Annotated in this window: 18 protein-coding genes; 8 read left to right on the top strand and 10 right to left on the bottom strand. The window is 71.1% G+C overall.

Translation table 11 applies throughout. From position 1 onward, the window contains the following. Window positions 1-41: 41 nt before the first annotated feature. On the top strand, window positions 42-1340 hold the full coding sequence (locus AB0E85_RS30135) for an LCP family protein (protein ID WP_361933652.1): 1299 nt from the start codon (window positions 42-44) through the stop codon (window positions 1338-1340). A 60-nt stretch (window positions 1341-1400) separates the two neighbouring features. Here the strand turns inward: AB0E85_RS30135 and AB0E85_RS30130 are convergent, their stop codons facing one another. Beyond that, window positions 1401-1766, bottom strand: coding sequence for a four-helix bundle copper-binding protein (locus AB0E85_RS30130; RefSeq protein WP_361933649.1), 366 nt, complete (start codon window positions 1764-1766; stop codon window positions 1401-1403). A gap of 254 nt (window positions 1767-2020) precedes the next feature. On the opposite strand from AB0E85_RS30130, the gene AB0E85_RS30125 reads away from it, so the two are divergent. After that, window positions 2021-3214, top strand: a complete 1194-nt coding sequence (locus AB0E85_RS30125) for a phospholipase D-like domain-containing protein (protein ID WP_361933724.1) — start codon at window positions 2021-2023, stop codon at window positions 3212-3214. A gap of 40 nt (window positions 3215-3254) precedes the next feature. Here the strand turns inward: AB0E85_RS30125 and AB0E85_RS30120 are convergent, their stop codons facing one another. Continuing rightward, window positions 3255-4412 (bottom strand): acyl-CoA dehydrogenase, encoded by a 1158-nt coding sequence (locus AB0E85_RS30120; RefSeq protein ID WP_107457134.1) that lies wholly within the window; start codon window positions 4410-4412, stop codon window positions 3255-3257. A 188-nt stretch (window positions 4413-4600) separates the two neighbouring features. Between AB0E85_RS30120 and AB0E85_RS30115 the strand changes: the two genes are divergently transcribed. Next, window positions 4601-5944 carry a UDP-glucose/GDP-mannose dehydrogenase family protein gene (locus tag AB0E85_RS30115; protein ID WP_361933646.1) on the top strand — a complete coding sequence of 448 codons (1344 nt, stop codon included), beginning with the start codon at window positions 4601-4603 and terminating at the stop codon, window positions 5942-5944. 106 nt (window positions 5945-6050) lie between these two features. Here AB0E85_RS30115 and AB0E85_RS30110 read toward each other — a convergent pair whose 3' ends face one another. Continuing rightward, window positions 6051-6563, bottom strand: coding sequence for a CGNR zinc finger domain-containing protein (locus tag AB0E85_RS30110; RefSeq protein ID WP_361933643.1), 513 nt, complete (start codon window positions 6561-6563; stop codon window positions 6051-6053). Window positions 6564-6679: 116 nt separating this feature from the next. Here AB0E85_RS30110 and AB0E85_RS30105 point away from each other — a divergent pair, with 116 nt between their 5' ends. Both AB0E85_RS30105 and AB0E85_RS30100 read left to right on the top strand, forming a co-directional pair. Then, window positions 6680-7051 carry a VOC family protein gene (locus AB0E85_RS30105; protein ID WP_361933640.1) on the top strand — a complete coding sequence of 124 codons (372 nt, stop codon included), beginning with the start codon at window positions 6680-6682 and terminating at the stop codon, window positions 7049-7051. Between the two features lie 13 nt (window positions 7052-7064). After that, entirely contained in the window at window positions 7065-7463 is a 399-nt protein-coding gene (locus AB0E85_RS30100; protein WP_361933637.1) for a VOC family protein, read from the top strand. 11 nt (window positions 7464-7474) lie between these two features. Here the strand turns inward: AB0E85_RS30100 and AB0E85_RS30095 are convergent, their stop codons facing one another. Beyond that, on the bottom strand, window positions 7475-8611 hold the full coding sequence (locus AB0E85_RS30095; RefSeq protein WP_361933635.1) for a dipeptidase: 1137 nt from the start codon (window positions 8609-8611) through the stop codon (window positions 7475-7477). Window positions 8612-8723: 112 nt separating this feature from the next. Continuing rightward, window positions 8724-9083: a MerR family transcriptional regulator gene (locus AB0E85_RS30090; RefSeq protein ID WP_361933632.1), complete on the bottom strand. Its 360-nt coding sequence runs from the start codon at window positions 9081-9083 to the stop codon at window positions 8724-8726. Window positions 9084-9136: 53 nt separating this feature from the next. Here AB0E85_RS30090 and AB0E85_RS30085 point away from each other — a divergent pair, with 53 nt between their 5' ends. Beyond that, window positions 9137-10276, top strand: a complete 1140-nt coding sequence (locus AB0E85_RS30085) for an alkene reductase (protein WP_361933629.1) — start codon at window positions 9137-9139, stop codon at window positions 10274-10276. Here the strand turns inward: AB0E85_RS30085 and AB0E85_RS30080 are convergent. The 3 genes from AB0E85_RS30080 to AB0E85_RS30070 are packed head-to-tail and all read right to left on the bottom strand — an operon-like array spanning window position 10216 to window position 13072. Beyond that, window positions 10216-11403 (bottom strand): dipeptidase, encoded by a 1188-nt coding sequence (locus AB0E85_RS30080; protein ID WP_361933626.1) that lies wholly within the window; start codon window positions 11401-11403, stop codon window positions 10216-10218. The two genes, AB0E85_RS30085 and AB0E85_RS30080, sit on opposite strands and share 61 nt — an antisense overlap. A 5-nt stretch (window positions 11404-11408) precedes the next feature. After that, entirely contained in the window at window positions 11409-11936 is a 528-nt protein-coding gene (gene purE / locus AB0E85_RS30075) for a 5-(carboxyamino)imidazole ribonucleotide mutase (RefSeq protein WP_361933623.1), read from the bottom strand. After that, window positions 11933-13072, bottom strand: coding sequence for a 5-(carboxyamino)imidazole ribonucleotide synthase (locus AB0E85_RS30070; RefSeq protein WP_361933621.1), 1140 nt, complete (start codon window positions 13070-13072; stop codon window positions 11933-11935). Before AB0E85_RS30070 ends, purE begins: the two co-directional genes overlap by 4 nt. Before the next feature lie 162 nt (window positions 13073-13234). On the opposite strand from AB0E85_RS30070, the gene AB0E85_RS30065 reads away from it, so the two are divergent. After that, on the top strand, window positions 13235-13747 hold the full coding sequence (locus AB0E85_RS30065) for a GtrA family protein (protein WP_361933619.1): 513 nt from the start codon (window positions 13235-13237) through the stop codon (window positions 13745-13747). A gap of 10 nt (window positions 13748-13757) precedes the next feature. Here AB0E85_RS30065 and AB0E85_RS30060 read toward each other — a convergent pair whose 3' ends face one another. Together AB0E85_RS30060 and AB0E85_RS30055 are read right to left on the bottom strand one after the other, a co-directional pair. Next, complete coding sequence (locus AB0E85_RS30060) at window positions 13758-15029, bottom strand: ATP-binding protein (RefSeq protein ID WP_361933617.1); 1272 nt, start codon at window positions 15027-15029, stop codon at window positions 13758-13760. Between the two features lie 37 nt (window positions 15030-15066). Next, window positions 15067-15744, bottom strand: a complete 678-nt coding sequence (locus AB0E85_RS30055) for a response regulator transcription factor (RefSeq protein ID WP_361933614.1) — start codon at window positions 15742-15744, stop codon at window positions 15067-15069. Window positions 15745-16260: 516 nt separating this feature from the next. On the opposite strand from AB0E85_RS30055, the gene AB0E85_RS30050 reads away from it, so the two are divergent. Continuing rightward, a complete protein-coding gene (locus AB0E85_RS30050) occupies window positions 16261-17766 on the top strand; it encodes an oligopeptide:H+ symporter (RefSeq protein ID WP_361933611.1) in 1506 nt (501 codons plus the stop codon). Window positions 17767-17840 lie beyond the last annotated feature (74 nt).

Below are 17840 nucleotides of genomic sequence, written 5' to 3'. Positions count from 1 at the left end.
CTCTTGTATGGCGCACTACGGGGACCTGCACACTGGGGCGCATGAATGACTGGCCCGAGGGATTTTCCGGCGACAACCGCGGCAGCCGATACGGACGCGGCAGCTCGAGCGCGCAGCCCGAGAGCGCCCGTGTCATGCGGCAGGTCCGCCGCGGTCCGGCGGCATCACCCGGGCAGGCGGGATACGGCGGCGCCCCGGCGTACGGCGGCGGAGTGCCCCCGCAGCCGTCCTACGTCGACGGCGGCGGCCACGGCCCCGACGGATATGACAGCGGCTACAACACCGGCCAGGTCTACGGCTCCCCCGGCGGCAGGGGCCCCGGCGGCCCGGGGGACGGCCTGTACGAGCCGCGCCCCGCGCCGAACTGGCGCCGCCGCATCAAGGTAACGGCCATCACGCTGGTGACACTGCTGGTCGTGACGAGCGTCGGCACGTACTTCTGGGCCGACTCCAAGCTCAACCGCGAGGTCGACCTGTCGAAGGTCATCGACCGTCCGGAGGCGGGCGAGGGCACGAACTACCTGATCGTCGGCTCCGACAGCCGCAAGGGCATGTCGGCCGAGGAGAAGAAGAAGCTGCACACCGGGTCCGCCGAGGGCAAGCGCACGGACTCGATGATGATCCTGCACACCGGCGGCGGCGCCCCGACCCTGATCTCGCTGCCGCGCGACTCGAACGTCACCATCCCGTCGTTCAAGGGCTCCGACTCCGGCAAGTTCTACCCCTCCACCGGCCGCCAGACGAAGCTGAACGCGGCCTACGCCGAGGACGGGCCCGAGCTGCTGGTCCGCACCGTGGAGGCCAACACGGGCCTGCACATCGACCACTACGTGGAGATCGGCTTCGCCGGCTTCGCGAACATCGTGGACGCGGTCGGCGGTGTCGAGATGAACATCCCGCAGGACATCAAGGACACCAAGTCCGGCGCGGACCTGAAGAAGGGCACGCAGACCCTCGACGGCGAGCAGGCCCTCGCCTTCGTCCGTACCCGCTACGCCCTCAGGGGCTCCGACCTGGACCGCACGAAGAACCAGCAGAAGTTCCTGTCTGCGCTGGCCAACCAGGTCGCCACTCCGGGCACGGTGCTGAACCCGTTCAAGCTGTACCCGACCATGAGCGCCGGCCTGGACACCCTCGTCGTCGACAAGGACATGAGCCTGTTCGACCTGGCGTCCATGTTCTGGGCGATGAAGGGCGTCAGCGGCGGCGAGGGCAAGTCGATGAACATGCCGATCGCGGGCAACAGCCCCAACGGCAACCTCCAGTGGAACACCGCGAAGGTGAAGACCCTGGTGAACGAGCTGAAGAACGACGACCCGGTCACCGTCTCGGGCAACTGAGCGGGCGGGCGGCGCGAAGGGGGCACCCGGGCGGGTGCCCCCTTCGTCGTGAGGCGGTGCTCACATCGAGGCGGCCGACATCGAGCGGCACATCTCGGCGCAGCGGCGACACGCCTCGGCGCAGCGCATCATCTGCGCGTCCTCCGGCATGGACATACACGCCTCGGCGCACATGTCACAGGCCCGGGCGCACATCGCGCACATCTCGGCCATGAGGGGCGAGCGGCGCATCATCATGTCGGCGCACATACGCGTCATCTCGGCACAGTCCATGACCGTGCGCATGATCTGCATCTGGGCCGGGCCGCCCATCTGCAGACAGGAGCTCATGGTCTCCTCGCACACGCTGTGGCAGGTCATGCACGCCTGGACGCAGTCCTGCATCTCCTTGCTCAGCGGGGTGACGGTGGCGGGTTGCTGGGTCATGACGTCCTCCCAGGGGCGGCGGGAGCCGCGGATCGGCGCCCGCTTCTCTCGTCCTACGCCTCCGGCCCCATGAGCACCACAGGGCGGAGCCGCCCGAGTGTGATCCGCTCCGTTTGTGAGGCACGACTCAGCGGGCTCTGCGTGAAAGCCCCGGCAGCGGCAAAAAGGGGTTGCAGGCGCGCCGGGGGCCCGGCGCGGCGAGGGCGGGGCGGCCGGAAACCGTGCAGGGGGGAGACCCAGACATGACACAGCAGATGTACGACGGACCGCGGACCGCGGGTCCGAGGGACCCGGAGGCGCAGAAGCAGCGGCTGCGCAGACGGCTGGAGCGGCTGATCGGCATCGCCGCGACCGAGGGCAACGAGCTGCTGCCGCTGCGGAACGGGGACGAGATCTTCCCCGCGATGCTGGCCGCGATCCGGGCCGCCGAGCACACCGTCGACATGATGACGTTCGTGTACTGGCGCGGCGAGGTCGCCCACGAGTTCGCCGCGGCCCTGGCCGAGCGGGCCCGCGCGGGCGTCCGGGTGCGGCTGCTGCTGGACGGCTTCGGGGCCAAGGAGATAGAGCGGGACCTGCTGGACGCCATGGACGAGGCGGGCGTCGAGGTGGCCTGGTTCCGCAGACCCACGCGCCTGTCACCGATGCGGCAGAACCACCGCTGCCACCGCAAGGTGCTGGTCACGGACGAGCACACGGCGTTCACCGGAGGCGTGGGCATCGCGCAGGAGTGGTGCGGCTCCGCCCGGAATCCGGACGAGTGGCGCGACACCCACGTACAGGTCCGCGGCCCCGCCGTGGACGGCATCGCCGCGGCCTTCGCGCAGAACTGGGCCGAGTGCCACGACGACCTCTACGACGACCACGACCGCTTCACCGCCCAGGCCCAGCCGGGGCGGGCCACGGTCCAGGTCGTACGGGGGTCGGCTTCCTTCGGCTGGCAGGACATGCAGACGGTCCTGCGGGTCCTGATCACCTCGGCGCAGGAACGCCTGCGGCTGGCCACCGCGTACTTCGCCCCCGACACCTACTTCATCGGTCTGCTGGCCGCGGCGGCCCGCCGCGGGGTCCGGGTCGAGATCCTGCTGCCCGGCCCGCACACCGACCAGCGGGCGTGCCTGCTGGCCGGTCGGCAGCATTACCAGACGCTCGTGGACGCCGGTGTGGAGGTGCGGGAGTACCAGCCGACGATGCTCCACACGAAGATCATGACCGTGGACGGGGTCTGCTCCCTCATCGGCTCCACCAACTTCAACCGCCGTTCCCTGGAGCACGACGAGGAGGTCGTCCTGGCCGTCCTGGACGAGGACTTCACGGCGGAGCTCGACGCGGACTTCGAGGCCGACCGGCAGCGGAGCGAGCCGATCGACCCCCGCCGCTGGGAGCGGCGGCCCCTGCCCATGCGCCTCGCCGAGGCCGCGGTGACCCCGATCCGGCGCTTCCTGTGAGCGCGCCGGGGGCCGGACGTCCGGCCCCCGGGAGACGGGGCTACGGCAGGTTGCGCGCCATGACGATGCGCTGAACCTGGTTCGTGCCCTCGTAGATCTGCGTGATCTTGGCGTCGCGCATCATGCGCTCCACCGGGTAGTCGCGGGTGTAGCCGTACCCGCCGAGGAGCTGGACGGCGTCCGTCGTGACCTCCATCGCCACGTCCGAGGCGAAGCACTTGGCGGCGGCGCCCAGGTAGGTGAGGTCGGCGTCGACGCGCTGGGAGGCGGCGGCGGCCTGGTAGGTCAGGGCGCGGGCGGCCGAGATCTTCATGGCCATGTCGGCGAGCATGAACTGGATGCCCTGGAAGTCGGCGATCGGCTTGCCGAACTGCTTGCGCTCCTGGACGTAGCCCTTGGCGTAGTCGAGGGCGCCCTGGGCGATGCCGAGGGCCTGGGCGGCGATGGTGATGCGGGTGTGGTCGAGGGTCTTCATCGCCGTGGCGAAGCCGGTGCCCTCCTCGCCGATCATGCGGTCGGCGGGGATGCGGACGTTGTCGAGGTAGACCTCGCGGGTCGGGGAGCCCTTGATGCCGAGCTTCTTCTCGGGGGCGCCGAAGGAGACGCCCTCGTCGGACTTCTCGACGACGAAGGCGGAGATGCCCTTGGAGCGCTTGGTGGGGTCGGTGACGGCCATCACCGTGTAGTACTCCGACTCACCCGCGTTGGTGATCCAGCGCTTCACGCCGTTGAGGACCCAGAAGTCGCCGTCGCGGACGGCCTTGGTCTTCATGCCGGCGGCGTCGGAGCCGGCGTCCGGCTCGGAGAGGCAGTAGGAGAACATGCCGTCGCCCTTGGCGAGCGGGGTCATGTACTTCTTCTTCAGGTCCTCGGAGCCGGAGAGGATCACCGGCAGGGAGCCCAGCTTGTTCACGGCCGGGATGAGGGAGGAGGAGGCGCAGACCCGGGCGACCTCCTCGATCACTATGACGGTGGCCAGCGCGTCGGCGCCGGAGCCGCCGTACTCCTCGGGTACGTGCACGGCGTGCAGGTCGTTCGCGACCAGCGCCTGGAGGGCCTCGCGGGGGAAGCGGGCCTCCTCGTCCACCGCGGCGGCGTGCGGCGCGATCTTCGCCTCGGCCAGCGAGCGGACGGCGTCACGGAGCATGTCGTGCTCCTCGGACGGGCGGTACAGGTCGAAGTCAGCCGATCCGGCCAAGGTCTCTCACGCTCCAAAACGCTGCGATGCTGACGCTAACTACCGTTAAGTAATCAAAAGTTTATGGGGTCGCCCACCCGAGTGATACGTGAGCTAGGCGACAGCGGAAAAGTTGCCCAGTGAAGCGCGCCGTCATGCCCCGGCTATGCTCGGGCGCGCACCGCATGCCGTAGACCCCTGGAGCACCCATGGCCCTGAAGATCACCGTGATCGGCACCGGTTATCTCGGCGCGACACACGCGGCGGCCATGGCCGAGCTGGGCTTCGAGGTGCTCGCCCTCGACGTCGTGCGCGAGAAGATCGAGAAGCTGGAGCGCGCCGAGGCCCCGATGTACGAGCCGGGCCTGGAGGAGTTGCTGCGCAAGCACGTCGCCGGCATCGACGGCTCCAGCGGCCGGCTGCGCTTCACCCAGGACTGGGCCGAGGTCGGCGCCTTCGGCGATGTGCACTTCGTCTGTGTGAACACCCCGCAGCGGCACGGCGAGTACGCCTGCGACATGAGCTACGTCGACTCCGCGATCGCCTCGCTGGCGCCGCATCTGCACGGTCCGGCACTGGTCGTCGGCAAGTCGACCGTGCCGGTCGGCTCCGCGGACCGCCTCGCGTCCTACCTGGCCGCGCACGCGCCCGCCGGTGAGGACGCCGAGCTGGCGTGGAACCCGGAGTTCCTGCGCGAGGGCTTCGCCGTCGACGACACGCTGCACCCCGACCGTCTCGTGGTGGGCGTGCGCAGCGAGCGGGCCGAGAAGCTGCTGCGGGAGGTGTACGCCACGCCGATCGCCGAGGGCTCGCCGTTCGTGGTCACGGACTTCCCGACCTCGGAGCTGGTGAAGACCTCCGCGAACTCCTTCCTCGCCACGAAGATCTCGTTCATCAACGCGATGGCGGAGGTGTGCGAGGCCGCGGGCGGTGACGTCGCGAAACTGGCGGAGGCCATCGGCTACGACGACCGGATCGGGAAGAAGTTCCTGAGGGCCGGGATCGGCTTCGGCGGCGGGTGTCTGCCGAAGGACATCCGGGCGTTCATGGCGCGCGCCGGCGAGCTGGGCGCGGACCAGGCGCTGACCTTCCTGCGGGAGATCGACTCGATCAACATGCGCCAGCGCGGGCAGATGGTGGAGCTGGCCCGGCAGGCGCTGGGCGGCGGGCCGTTCCTGGGCAAGCGCGTGGCGGTACTGGGCGCGACGTTCAAGCCCGACTCGGACGACGTGCGGGACTCCCCCGCGCTGAACGTCGCCGGGCAGATCCACCTCCAGGGCGGCCAGGTCACCGTGTACGACCCGAAGGGCATGGACAACGCCCGCGGGGTGTTCCCGACCCTCGGCTACGCCGACTCGGCACTGGAGGCCGTGCGCGGCGCCGACATCGTGCTGCATCTGACGGAGTGGCGGGAGTTCCGCGAGCTGGACGCCGAGGCGCTCGGCGAGGTCGCGGCGGTCCGCCTCATCCTGGACGGTCGCAACGCCCTGGACCCGGCGCTGTGGCGCAAGGCCGGCTGGACGTACCGGGCGATGGGGCGTCCGAAGGCCTGAGGGCGCGAGCGGACGCGGAGACAGGTGACGCCGGTTCGGCCGAGGCTCAGTCGGCCGAACCGGCGCCTTCGTGCATTCTGCACCACCCGGCAGTGCGGCGGGGCCGCTATCCCTCTGCCTCCTTGGCCCGGTAGCGGCGCATCTTGGCGCGGGCTCCGCAGACCTGCATGGAGCACCAGCGGCCGCGGCCTGCCGGGCTGCGGTCGTAGTACGCCCAGTGGCAGTCGGCGGCCTCGCAGGCCTTGAGGCGGATCCAGGTGCCGGCGACCAGGGCCTCCGCGACGGCGGCGGCCACACGCGCGTGCAGGGAACGGTCGTCGGCGGGGGTGAGGGCGGCCGAGCCGTCCACCGCGTCGACCGTGACGAGGAGCGGGGCTTCGGCCAGAAGCGTGCCGAGGGGGATGACCTCGCGGTGCGGCACGTGGCCGGCGTGGGCGAGGAGGGTCGCGCGCAGGGATTCGCGCAGGGCGCGGGCCCGCTCCGTCCCGTCCGCGGTGACGCCGAGGCGCGCGCGGCCCTCGGGGGTGTCCAGCGCGTCGGCGCCGGACTCGATGTCCAGCGTGTTCACCAGGGCCTCGACCAAGGCCAGGCCGCCGGGCGCGGGCGATCTCTCCGTCATGGCTGGACCGTACCTCTCGCGATTCCCCTTGCGATGTTACCGCCCATGGGGGAGCATGCAGTAACGGTTACTGGTTGCCCGCCTTTGCGGGTAACGGCGGCTTCAAGGAGGAAGTCATGACTCTCGCCAAGCTGGGCGTCGTCGTCCTGGACTGTCCCGACCCGCGCGCGCTGGCCGGTTTCTACGCGGAGGTGCTGGGCGGCACGCCGACGGTGGAGAGCGACGGGGAGGAGGAGTGGGTCGACCTGAAGGTGCCGGGCGGTACACCGCTGGCCTTCCAGGCATCCCCCGCGTACGTGCCTCCGACGTGGCCGTCTCCCGACGGCGCGCAGCAGTTCCACCTCGACCTCGTGGTGGACGACCTGGACGCGGCCGAGAAGGGCGTGCTGGCCCTCGGGGCGAAGCCGCTGGACGCCGAGGACCGGGAGCGGACCTTCCGGGTTTACGCCGACCCGGCCGGGCACCCGTTCTGCCTCTGCGCCTGCTGACCCCGGAGGCCCCATGTCCGCCGTGGCACGTTTCCGTTCCGTCGTCGTCGACTGCCCCGACCCCCGTGCGCTGGCCCGCTTCTACGCGCAGGTCGTCGGCGGTACGCCGGAGCAGGAGGACGACGACCCCGACTGGCTTGTGCTGCGCGTTCCCGGCGGGCCCCGGCTCGCCTTCCAGCGCTCTCCCGGCCACACCCCGCCGGAGTGGCCGCGGGAGGACCGCAACGCCCAGCAGTTCCACCTCGACTTCGACGCCGGGTCCACCTGGGACGAGATCGACGCGGCCGAGGAGCGGGTGCTGGCGCTGGGCGCGCGGGTGCTGGACAAGGAGGACGACGTGAAGAAGGACTTCCGCGTCTACGCCGACCCGGCGGGGCACCCGTTCTGCCTGTGCCGGATCGAGTCCGGCTGATCACAAGCCGCTCAGGCGTCCAGCTCCGAGATCGTCGCCGTCGACGGTTCGCGGCGCTGCTGTGCGGCGCGGGCCGTGAAGTCGGCGCCGCGCAGCACGCGCTGCACGTTGCCCCAGGTCAGCAGGGCCACATCGGCTTCCTCCCAGCCGCGTCGCAGCAGCTCGGCGATCAGCCGCGGATAGCAGGAGGTGTCACCCAGCTCCTGCGGGTGGGCGGCCCCGGAGTCGTAGGTGCCGGACAGCCCGACGCACTGCGCCCCTGCCACGGCGCGGATGTGGTCGAGATGGTCGGCGACATCGCGGACGGTCGGGCCGGTCTGCTCGGCGGTCAGCGGCACCAGACACAGCCCCTTGGCCGCGCCCAGCTCCGCCAGCAGGTCGTCGGGGAGGTTGGCCGGGTGGGGGCGCAGGGTGCGGGCGGCCGAGCGGCTGCACAGCACGGGCGCCCGGGACAGGCTCAGGACACGGCGCAGGGTCTGGGCGGAGGCGCCGGAGAGGTCCGCGATCACGCCGAGGCGGTTCATCTCACGCACGACCTCCTCACCGAACCGGGTCAGGCCGGCCTCGCTCGCCCAGGACACCCCGGTCAGCGTGAGGACGCGCAGGCCGAGCAGGTGCAGCTGGCGCAGGATGCCGAGCGAGTCGCCCAGGGCAGGGGCCCCGGCGGGGCCCAGGAGCACGGCCACACGGCCGCAGTTGCGGGCGTCCGCGACCTGCCCGGCCGTGCAGGCCGGCCGCAGGCCCTCCTCACAGGTCCGGACGACGGTCTTGGCCAGGTCCAGCTGCTCCAGCGTGGCGCCGACGGCCCGGTCGCCGTCGAGGCCCTCGGGCAGGTGCAACGACCAGAAGAGGGCGCCCACATGGCCGCTGCGCAGCCGGGGCACATCCGTGTCGACGGTGCTCTCGCCGTCCTCCAGGTCGTACCAGGACAGGCGCTTGAGCGCCCAGGGCAGTCCGTTGTAGCCGTCGGCGACGGGGTGTGCGGTGAGGATGGCGCGGGCCCGGGTCATGGGCGCGTCGTCCGGGTCGGAGACGGGCTCGTAGGACTCCGCCGTGACGATGCCCTCGTCCGGGTACGGTTCGGCCAGCTCGTCGAACTCGCCGGCGGCCGCGGCGGTGGGGCGCAGGTCGTCCTGGAGGTCTGCCATGGCGGCTCCGTACGGTCGTTCGTGAGGTACGGTCACCGTCGCACGGCGCGGGGAGCGGTTCCTGGTGGGCGGGGCGTTCGGAGTACGGCTCCGGTCCGGCGCGCGGGTGCCCTCAGGGCAGCCGGGCCGCCTCGATGACCTCGTCCAGGGTGTCCCGGGAGCGCAGCAGGTCGTCGATCATCCGGTCGATGCGGGCGCGCTCGGCGGTGAGTTCCGCGACCAGCTTCGGCGTGGCGGCGGCGGAGGGGCCGCCGTCGGTGTCCCGCATGCAGGGCAGCAGCCGGCCGATCTTCTCGCTGCACAGTCCCGCCGCGAACAGCTCCTGGATCCGGATGACCCGGTCCACGGCCGCCTCCGGGTACTCCCGGTGCCCGCCCGGGGTCCGCTCGGCGTAGAGCATGCCCTGCTTCTCGTAGTAGCGCAGCGACCGCTCGCTCACGCCGGTGCGCCGGGCCAGTTCACCGATCCGCACGTGGCACCCCCGGACTTGAATCTGACATTGGTGTCAGGTTCTAGCGTACCGGCATGACGCATTCGACAGCACTCTTCGCACCGGCCCGGCTCGGCGCCCTGGACCTGCCCAACCGTCTGGTGATGGCACCGCTCACCCGTAACCGGGCCGAGGCCGACGGCACCCCGACCCCGCTCATGGCCGAGTACTACGCGCAGCGCGCCTCGGCCGGGCTGATCATCGCCGAGGCCGCCACACCGAACGCGGTCGGGCAGACGTACCCGAACATCACCGCCGTCCACAGCCCGGCACACGTGACCGGCTGGCGGCGGGTGACGGACGCGGTACGGGACGCGGGCGGCCGGATGTTCCTGCAACTCCAGCACGGCGGCCGGGTCGGCCACCCCGCGACCAGCGGTCTCACCCCGGTCGCCCCCTCGCCCGTCGCGCTGCCGGAGACGATCTTCACGCCGGAGGGGCACCGGCCGGCCGTCGTGCCCAGGGAGATGACCGCCGAGGACATCCGCACCACCGTCGCGGACTTCGCGAAGGCCGCCCGCAACGCACGGGACGCCGGGTTCGAGGGAGTGGAGGTGCACTCCGCCAACGGCCATCTGCTGCACCAGTTCCTGGCCCGCAACACCAACCTCCGCACCGACGGCTACGGCGGTTCGCCCGCCGCCCGGATCCGGTTCACGTCCGAGGTGACCGAGGCCGTGGCCGCCGAGATCGGCGCCGAACGGGTGGGACTCAGGGTCTCCCCCGGGAACACCGTCAACGGCATCGCGGAGGGCGAGACGGACGAGCTCTACCCGGCGCTCGCCGAACGGCTCGGCGGACTCGGGCTCTCCTATCTGCACCTGGGGTACGCCGACCCGGAGACCACGGTGTTCCGGACGGTGCGCGCCGCATGGCCCGGCGTGATCGTCGCCAACCCGGTACTGGACGAGGTCTCCACCGCGTCCGTGCACCGGGCGTCGGAGGCGCTGCTGGCCGCCGGGGCCGACCTGATCGCCCTCGGCAGGCCCTTCCTGGCCAACCCCGACCTGGTGACCCGGCTGCGGCTCGGAGCGCCGCTCAACGAGCCGCGCGACCGGTACTTCATGTACGTCGGCGGGGCGGCCGGCTACACCGACTACCCCGCCCTCGACGATCAGCCGGCGGGCGCGTCCAGCGACTCGATCGTGGCGTTGGACGGCGGCCGCGTCGCCTGAAGCCCCCGGGCCACGTCCTGGGCGGCGTCCAGGACCCGGACCGCGTTCTTCCAGGTCAGCTTGGCCAGGTCGGCCTTGGACCAGCCGCGGTCGAGCAGTTCCGCGAGGAGGTTCGGGTAGCCGGCGACGTCGGCGAGACCCTCGGGGGTGAAGGCGGTGCCGTCGTAGTCGCCGCCGATGCCGATGTGGTCGATGCCGGCCGCCTCGCGCATGTGGTCCAGGTGGTCGGCGACCGTCGCCACCGTCGCGACCGGCCGCGGGTGCCGCTCCTCGAAGGCGCGGTGGACCTTCATGGCTTCCGCGGTGGTGTCGAGGTGGTGGAAGCCGTGGGCGCGCATGTTCTCGTCCGCCGCGGCCGTCCAGTCGACCGCCGCCTGGAGCACGAACTTCGGTACGAACGTCACCATCGCCATGCCGCCGTTGGCGGGCAGCCGTTCCAGGACGTCGTCCGGGACGTTGCGCGGGTGGTCGCACACGGCCCGTGCGGAGGAGTGGGAGAAGATCACCGGGGCCGAGCTCGCGTCGAGCGCGTCCCGCATGGTCGTCGCCGCCACGTGCGAGAGGTCGACGAGCATGCCGAGCCGGTTCATCTCCCGGACGACCTCGCGGCCGAACGCGGTGAGACCGCCGGCCTTCGGCTCGTCGGTCGCGGAGTCCGCCCAGTCCACGTTGTCGTTGTGGGTGAGGGTCATGTACCGCACACCGAGGCCGTACAGACCGCGCAGGGTGCCCAGGGAATTGGCGATGGAGTGGCCGCCCTCCGCCCCCATGAGCGAGGCGATGCGGCCCTCCCCACGCGCGGCCTCCATGTCGGCGGCGGTGAGCGCGGGGCGCAGGTCGCCGGGGTGGCGGGCCATCAACTGGCGTACGCAGTCGATCTGTTCGAGCGTGGCGGCGACCGGGTCGGGCGCATCCGTGCGGACGTACACCGACCAGTACTGCGCGCCGACCCCGCCCGCGCGCAGCCGGGGGATGTCGGTGTGCAGGTGGGCGCTCTGGTCGGCGGCGATGTCCCGCGCGTCGAGGTCGTAGCGGACCTGCGCGCGCAGCGCCCAGGGCAGGTCGTTGTGGCCGTCGACGACCGGGAACTCGCCGAGGAGTTCCCGGGCCGCCTCCAGGGAGGTCATCGTCGTCACTTCCCGGCGCCGAAGCCGAACCCGGCCGCGCCCTCGACCTTGGAGCGCAGGCGCTTGCCCTTCTCGGTGGCCTGGTCGTTGAGCTCCTGCTGGAACTCGCGCATGCGGGAGCGCAGTTCCTCGTCGTGCGCGGCGAGGATGCGGGCCGCGAGCAGACCGGCGTTGCGGGCCCCGGCGACGGAGACGGTGGCGACGGGGACACCGGCCGGCATCTGCACGATGGACAGGAGGCTGTCCATGCCGTCGAGGTACTTCAGCGGCACGGGCACACCGATGACGGGCAGCGGGGTCACGGAGGCGAGCATGCCGGGCAGGTGGGCGGCGCCACCCGCCCCGGCGATGATCACCTTGAGCCCGCGGGCGTCGGCCTGCTCGCCGTAGGCGACCATCTCGCGCGGCATGCGGTGCGCGGAGACGACGTCGACCTCGTAGGCGATCTCGAACTCGTCGAGGGCCTTGGCGGCGGCCTCCATGACGGGCCAGTCGGAGTCCGACCCCATGACGATGCCAACAACAGGGCTCATTCGGTGATGGTGCCTCTCAGGTAGCCGGCAGCGTGACGGGCGCGCTCCAGCACGTCGTCGAGGTCGTCGCCGTAGGTGTTGACGTGGCCGACCTTGCGGCCGGGCTTCACGTCCTTGCCGTACATGTGGATCTTGAGCTGGGGATCGCGGGCCATGCAGTGCAGGTACGCGGAGTACATGTCCGGGTAGTCGCCGCCGAGGACGTTGACCATGACCGTCCACCCGGCGCGCGGTCGCGGGTCGCCGAGGGGCAGGTCCAGGACCGCGCGGACGTGGTTGGCGAACTGGCTGGTGACGGCGCCGTCCATCGACCAGTGGCCGGAGTTGTGCGGGCGCATCGCTAGCTCGTTGACGAGGATCCGGCCGTCGCGGGTCTGGAACAGCTCGACGGCGAGGTGCCCGACGACGCCGAGTTCCTTGGCGATGTTCAGGGCCATCTCCGAGGCCCGGACGGCGAGACCCTCGTCGAGGTCGGGCGCCGGGGCGATGACCGTGTCGCAGACGCCGCCCACCTGGCGGGACTCCACGACCGGGTAGGCGACGGCCTGGCCGTGCGGGGAGCGGACGACGTTGGCGGCGAGCTCGCGCAGGAAGTCGACCTTCTCCTCGGCGAGCACCGGGACTCCGGCCTTGAACGGGTCGGCGGCCTCCTCTACGGAGTCGACGACCCACACGCCCTTGCCGTCGTAGCCGCCGCGGACGGTCTTGAGGACGACCGGGAATCCCTCGCCCTCGGCCGCGAAGGCGGCCACGTCCTGCGGATCGGAGACGATCCGGTGCCGGGGGCAGGGGACGCCGATCGCGTCGAGCTTCGCGCGCATCACCCCCTTGTCCTGGGCGTGCACGAGCGCGTCGGGGCCGGGGCGCACGGGGATGCCGTCCGCCTCCAGGGCCCGGAGGTGCTCGGTGGGCACGTGTTCGTGATCGAAGGTGATCACATCGCACCCACGGGCGAACTCGCGCAGCGTGTCGAGGTCGCGATAGTCGCCGATGACGACATCGCTCACGACCTGCGCAGCGGAGTCCTGCGGGGTGTCACTGAGAAGCTTGAACCTGATGCCCAGCGGGATGCCCGCCTCGTGTGTCATACGAGCGAGCTGGCCACCGCCGACCATGCCGACTACCGGGAACGTCACTCCCCCAGGGTAATGGCCGAGCCGGAGTGGCCGGTTTCCCGCCCTCCCCCACCCCGTCCGGACCATCTCCGGCCGTCCACGGGCATCCACAGGAAGATCGCGCGGGAGGGTGGTTAGCATGGCTGGGTTGACGCCGACACACGGACGGGGGCCTGCACGGCCATGGGACATGGTGCCTCTCGGCTCCGGCGGCTCGTTCACGAGGTCGCCAAGTTCGGCGCGGTGGGCGGTGCCGGGGTGCTGGTCAACCTCGTCGTCTTCAACCTGGTGCGGCACACCACCGACCTCCAGGTGGTGCGCGCGAGCGTCATCGCGACCGTCGTCGCGATCGTCTTCAACTACATCGGCTTCCGTTACTTCACGTACCGCGACCGCGACAAGAGCCGCCGCACCCGTGAGATGACCCTGTTCCTGCTGTTCAGCGCGATCGGCCTGGTCATCGAGAACGGCGTCCTGTACGCGGCCACGTACGGCTTCGGCTGGAACACCCCGCTCCAGAACAACGTCTTCAAGTTCCTCGGCATCGGCGTCGCGACCCTGTTCCGCTTCTGGTCCTACCGCTCCTGGGTCTTCCGCGCGCTGCCCGCCCGGGAGACACCGGCGGCGACGGGCCCGGCCCCGGTCCCGCAGAACGACCCGGCCGGCCCTCGCAAGGCGAGGCAGCAGGTCCCCTAGCCCCGGCCGCCTAGCGGACCATCGGCTCGTCGTCCTGGGGCTTGGACAGGGCCGTGCGGGACAGGAAGAGGCCGAAGACCGGGGGCTTGGTCTGGAGCATCTCCAGGCGGCCGCCGTCGGCCTCCGCCAGGTCACGGGCCACCGCCAGGCCGATGCCCGTGGAGTTGCGGCCGCTGATCGCCCGTTCGAAGATGCGGGCGCCGAGGTCGGCGGGGACGCCGGGGCCCTCGTCCGTGACCTCGATGACCGCCTGGTTGCCGATGACGCGGGTGCGCAGGGCGACCGTGCCGCCGCCGTGCATGAGGGAGTTCTCGATCAGCGCGGCCAGGACCTGCGCGACCGCGCCGGGCGTGCCCACGGCGCGCAGGTGCCGTTTGCCGGAGCTGACGATCGCCCGCCCCGCGCTGCGGTACGCCGGGCGCCACTCGGCGAGCTGCTGCTGGATGACCTCGTCGAGGTCGAAGGAGACGGCGGAGCCGGTGCGCGGGTCGCGGGAGTTCGTCAGCAGCCGCTCCACGACGTCCGTCAGCCGCTCGACCTGCGTCAGCGCGATCGTCGCCTCCTCCTTCACCGTGTCCGGGTCGTCGGTGAGGGTGATCTCCTCCAGCCGCATCGACAGCGCCGTGAGCGGGGTGCGCAGCTGGTGGGAGGCGTCCGCGGCAAGCCGGCGTTCGGCGGTCAGCATGCGGGCGATGCGCTCGGCGGAGCCGTCCAGCACGTCGGCCACCCGGTCCAGCTCGGGCACCCCGTACCGCTTGTGCCGGGGGCGCGGATCACCCGAGCCGAGTCGCTCGGCGGTCTCCGCGAGGTCGGTCAGCGGCGACGCCAGCCGGTTCGCCTGGCGGACCGCCAGCAGCACCGCGGCGATCACCGCGAGCAGCGCCACCAGCGCGATGATCAGCAGCGTCCGGCCGACCTCCCGGGTCACCGAGGAGCGCGGCTCCTGGACGGTGACCGTCTCGCCCTCCTCACCGGGCGCGGTCGCGCTGATGACGTCGCCGGCGGGCTTCGTGCCGACCTCGATCGGCGCCTCACCGGGGAGGCGGATCACCGCGTAGTAGTGGTCCTGGGTGACCTGCTCGCGCAGCACGTCCGCGTCGACCTGCTGCGCCCCGAAGAGCCGGCTGTCGACGATGCTGGCCAGCCGCACCGCCTCGGACTCCACCCGCTCCTGGGCGCTGTTGCTGATCGTCCGGGTCTCGACGATGACGAGCGAGACGCCGAAGACGGCGATCACGACGAGCACCACGGCGAGCGTGGACTGGATCAGTCGGCGGCGCATGTCCTGTTACCCGATCGCCCGTGCCTCGCCCCGCGGCTCAGCTCTTCTCGAAACGGAAACCCACACCGCGCACGGTGGCGATGTAGCGGGGGTTGGCCGCGTCGTCGCCGAGCTTCTTGCGCAGCCAGGAGATGTGCATGTCCAGGGTCTTGGTCGACGACCACCAGGTGGTGTCCCAGACCTCCCGCATCAGCTGGTCGCGGGTGACGACCCGGCCCGCGTCGCGCACCAGCACCCGCAGCAGGTCGAACTCCTTCGCGGTGAGCTGGAGCTCGTCCTCGCCCATCCAGGCGCGGTGGGACTCGACGTCGATGCGCACGCCGTGCGTGGCGGGCGGCTGCTGCGGCTCGCTGGCGCCGCGCCGGAGCAGGGCCCGCACGCGCGCGAGCAGCTCGGCGAGCCGGAACGGCTTGGTGACGTAGTCGTCGGCGCCCGCGTCGAGCCCGACGACGGTGTCCACCTCGTCGGCACGCGCGGTCAGGATGAGGATCGGGATGGCGTGGCCTTCGCCCCGCAGGCGGCGGGCCACCTCCAGACCGTCCATGCCGGGCAGGCCGAGGTCGAGCACGACCAGGTCGATGCCGCCCTGCAGTCCGGCGTCGAGAGCGGTGGGTCCGTCCTCGCGGACCTCGACCTCGTAGCCCTCCCGGCGCAGAGCGCGGGCCAGCGGCTCCGAGATGGACGCATCGTCCTCGGCGAGCAGTACACGGGTCATGAGGTGATGGTAGACCTGCGACGCCCTGAGCTGGGGTGTGACCGGAAGCCTTGATTCTTACCGTTGGCATACCCGTTTCTTACGTTGTCGGGGTAAGCCTACGGACCTCTGTCCTTGAGGTGCGATTTCAGTAAGGACCTTGGATTCGGTGTGTACGGTTCCCCCTGCACCTGTGATCCGAGTCTCAAGTCCTTCCATATGCGGCAGTGTCCTGCCGTATGGTGAATCGACGCCTGTAGCACCACGGCGACCTTCGGAGGCCAAGTGCCCTGAAGGTCTCTTTTGTGTGCGGGCCGGTTCCCGCCGGCCCCCGAGAGAAACGACCTGTGGCCGGGCCTCCTCGTGCGGCGACGCGCGTAGAGGCGTGGATCCCGGTGGCGACCGCCCACCGCTCCGTGGACCCGGAGCGGACCCCCGTAGGCGTCGGGCGGACGGCCGTACCCACCGGTGCCGGCAGCCCCCCACCGGGCGCACCACCGCTGTCGCGGGGCGCGTCCCGAGCAGCAAGGAACGACCATGGCGTCCAGCCTGACGAAGGACTCGGCCCGACCGGGCACCCCCGGTTCCGAGAAGACCTTCTTCGGCCACCCCCGCGGACTGGCCACTCTGTTCATGACCGAGATGTGGGAGCGTTTCTCCTACTACGGCATGAGGGCCCTGCTCCCGCTGTACCTGGTCGCCCCGGGTGGCCTGCACCTCAGCGCGGGCACGGCGACGGCGATCTACGCCGTGTACCTGTCGCTGGTGTACCTGCTCACTCTGCCCGGCGGCTGGTTCGCCGACCGGGTGCTCGGCCCCCGCAAGACGGTCGCCGTCGCGGGTGTGGTCATCATGCTCGGCCACCTGTGCCTGGCGCTGCCCGCCGCCGCGAGCTTCTACGTCGGCCTGGGCCTGGTCGCCATCGGTTCCGGCCTGCTGAAGGCCAACATCTCCACGATGGTCGGCCACCTCTACGACGGTCCGGAGGACCCGCGCCGCGACGGTGGCTTCACGGTCTTCTACATCGGCATCAACCTCGGCGCCTTCATCGCGCCGCTGGTCATCGGCACCGTCGGTGAGAACGTCAACTGGCACCTGGGCTTCGCCCTGGCCGCGCTCGGCATGGCGCTGGGCCTCGTGCAGTTCCTGCTCGGCAGCCGCCACCTGGACGCGAAGAGCAGCGTGGTCCCGACCCCGCTGACGCCCGCCGAGAAGGCGTCCACCCTGCGCAAGGGCCTGATCTGGCTGGCCGTCGCGGTGGTCTTCTACGGCCTGGTCGGCGGTACCGGCCACTTCACCCTGAACTGGGCGCTCATCCCGCTGACGCTGCTCGGCCTGATCGTGCCGATCCTGGTCATCACCCGCATCCTGCGCGACAAGGACCTGGACTCCGGCGAGCGCTCGAAGGTGTCGGCCTACATCTGGTTCTTCGTCGCCGCCGCCGTGTTCTGGATGATCTACGACCAGGGCGGCTCGACCCTGTCGCTGTTCGCCGAGAAGAGCGCCGACAACACGATCTTCGGCTGGGAGTTCCCGGTCTCCTGGTACCAGTCGGTCAACCCGGTCCTGATCATGGCGCTGGCGCCCGTCTTCGCCTGGCTGTGGCTGTGGCTGAACCGGCGCGGCAAGGAGCCGAGCACCATCGTGAAGTTCGCCTCCGGCCTGGTGCTGGTGGGTGCGTCCTTCTTCCTGTTCCTCGCCCCGCTGTCGATCGCGGAGGGTGGCCACAAGGCCGCGGCGATGTGGCTGGTCGCGATCTACTTCGTGCAGACCGTCGGTGAGCTGACCCTGTCGCCGGTGGGCCTGTCCGTGACGACGAAGATGGCGCCGGCGAAGTACGCCTCGCAGATGATGGGCGTCTGGTTCCTGGCGGTCACCGCGGGCGACTCCGTCACCGCGCTGCTGTCGAACCCGGCCGTCGGCGGGGTCAACCTCGACAGGACGGGCTTCGTGGCGCTGGAGGCGGCGCTCGCCGTGGTCGCGGGCTTCGCGGTGTACATGTACCGCAAGAAGGTCAAGGCCATGATGGGCGACGTCCGCTGACACCGGTCACCGGATTGCTACGAAGGGCCGCCGCACCCCCGGGGGCGGGGGCCCGTCGGATCAAACCCGTGGCC

The organism is Streptomyces sp. NPDC029044 (assembly GCF_040637495.1).
In the GTDB taxonomy this organism is placed as follows: Bacteria; Actinomycetota; Actinomycetes; order Streptomycetales; family Streptomycetaceae; genus Streptomyces.
Note: the sequence above shows the minus strand (reverse complement) of the source record. Positions and strands in the feature narration are given on the sequence as shown.

Bases quoted from the DNA above. Each gene is read 5' to 3' on its own strand.
- AB0E85_RS30135 (WP_361933652.1), top strand. From the start codon at position 42: ATGAATGACTGGCCCGAGGGATTTTCCGGCGACAACCGCGGCAGCCGA.
- AB0E85_RS30130 (WP_361933649.1), bottom strand. From the start codon at position 1,766: ATGACCCAGCAACCCGCCACCGTCACCCCGCTGAGCAAGGAGATGCAG.
- AB0E85_RS30125 (WP_361933724.1), top strand. From the start codon at position 2,021: ATGTACGACGGACCGCGGACCGCGGGTCCGAGGGACCCGGAGGCGCAG.
- AB0E85_RS30115 (WP_361933646.1), top strand. From the start codon at position 4,601: ATGGCCCTGAAGATCACCGTGATCGGCACCGGTTATCTCGGCGCGACA.
- AB0E85_RS30110 (WP_361933643.1), bottom strand. From the start codon at position 6,563: ATGACGGAGAGATCGCCCGCGCCCGGCGGCCTGGCCTTGGTCGAGGCC.
- AB0E85_RS30105 (WP_361933640.1), top strand. From the start codon at position 6,680: ATGACTCTCGCCAAGCTGGGCGTCGTCGTCCTGGACTGTCCCGACCCG.
- AB0E85_RS30100 (WP_361933637.1), top strand. From the start codon at position 7,065: ATGTCCGCCGTGGCACGTTTCCGTTCCGTCGTCGTCGACTGCCCCGAC.
- AB0E85_RS30095 (WP_361933635.1), bottom strand. From the start codon at position 8,611: ATGGCAGACCTCCAGGACGACCTGCGCCCCACCGCCGCGGCCGCCGGC.
- AB0E85_RS30085 (WP_361933629.1), top strand. From the start codon at position 9,137: ATGACGCATTCGACAGCACTCTTCGCACCGGCCCGGCTCGGCGCCCTG.
- AB0E85_RS30080 (WP_361933626.1), bottom strand. From the start codon at position 11,403: ATGACCTCCCTGGAGGCGGCCCGGGAACTCCTCGGCGAGTTCCCGGTC.
- purE (WP_361933623.1), bottom strand. From the start codon at position 11,936: ATGAGCCCTGTTGTTGGCATCGTCATGGGGTCGGACTCCGACTGGCCC.
- AB0E85_RS30065 (WP_361933619.1), top strand. From the start codon at position 13,235: ATGGGACATGGTGCCTCTCGGCTCCGGCGGCTCGTTCACGAGGTCGCC.
- AB0E85_RS30060 (WP_361933617.1), bottom strand. From the start codon at position 15,029: ATGCGCCGCCGACTGATCCAGTCCACGCTCGCCGTGGTGCTCGTCGTG.
- AB0E85_RS30055 (WP_361933614.1), bottom strand. From the start codon at position 15,744: ATGACCCGTGTACTGCTCGCCGAGGACGATGCGTCCATCTCGGAGCCG.
- AB0E85_RS30050 (WP_361933611.1), top strand. From the start codon at position 16,261: ATGGCGTCCAGCCTGACGAAGGACTCGGCCCGACCGGGCACCCCCGGT.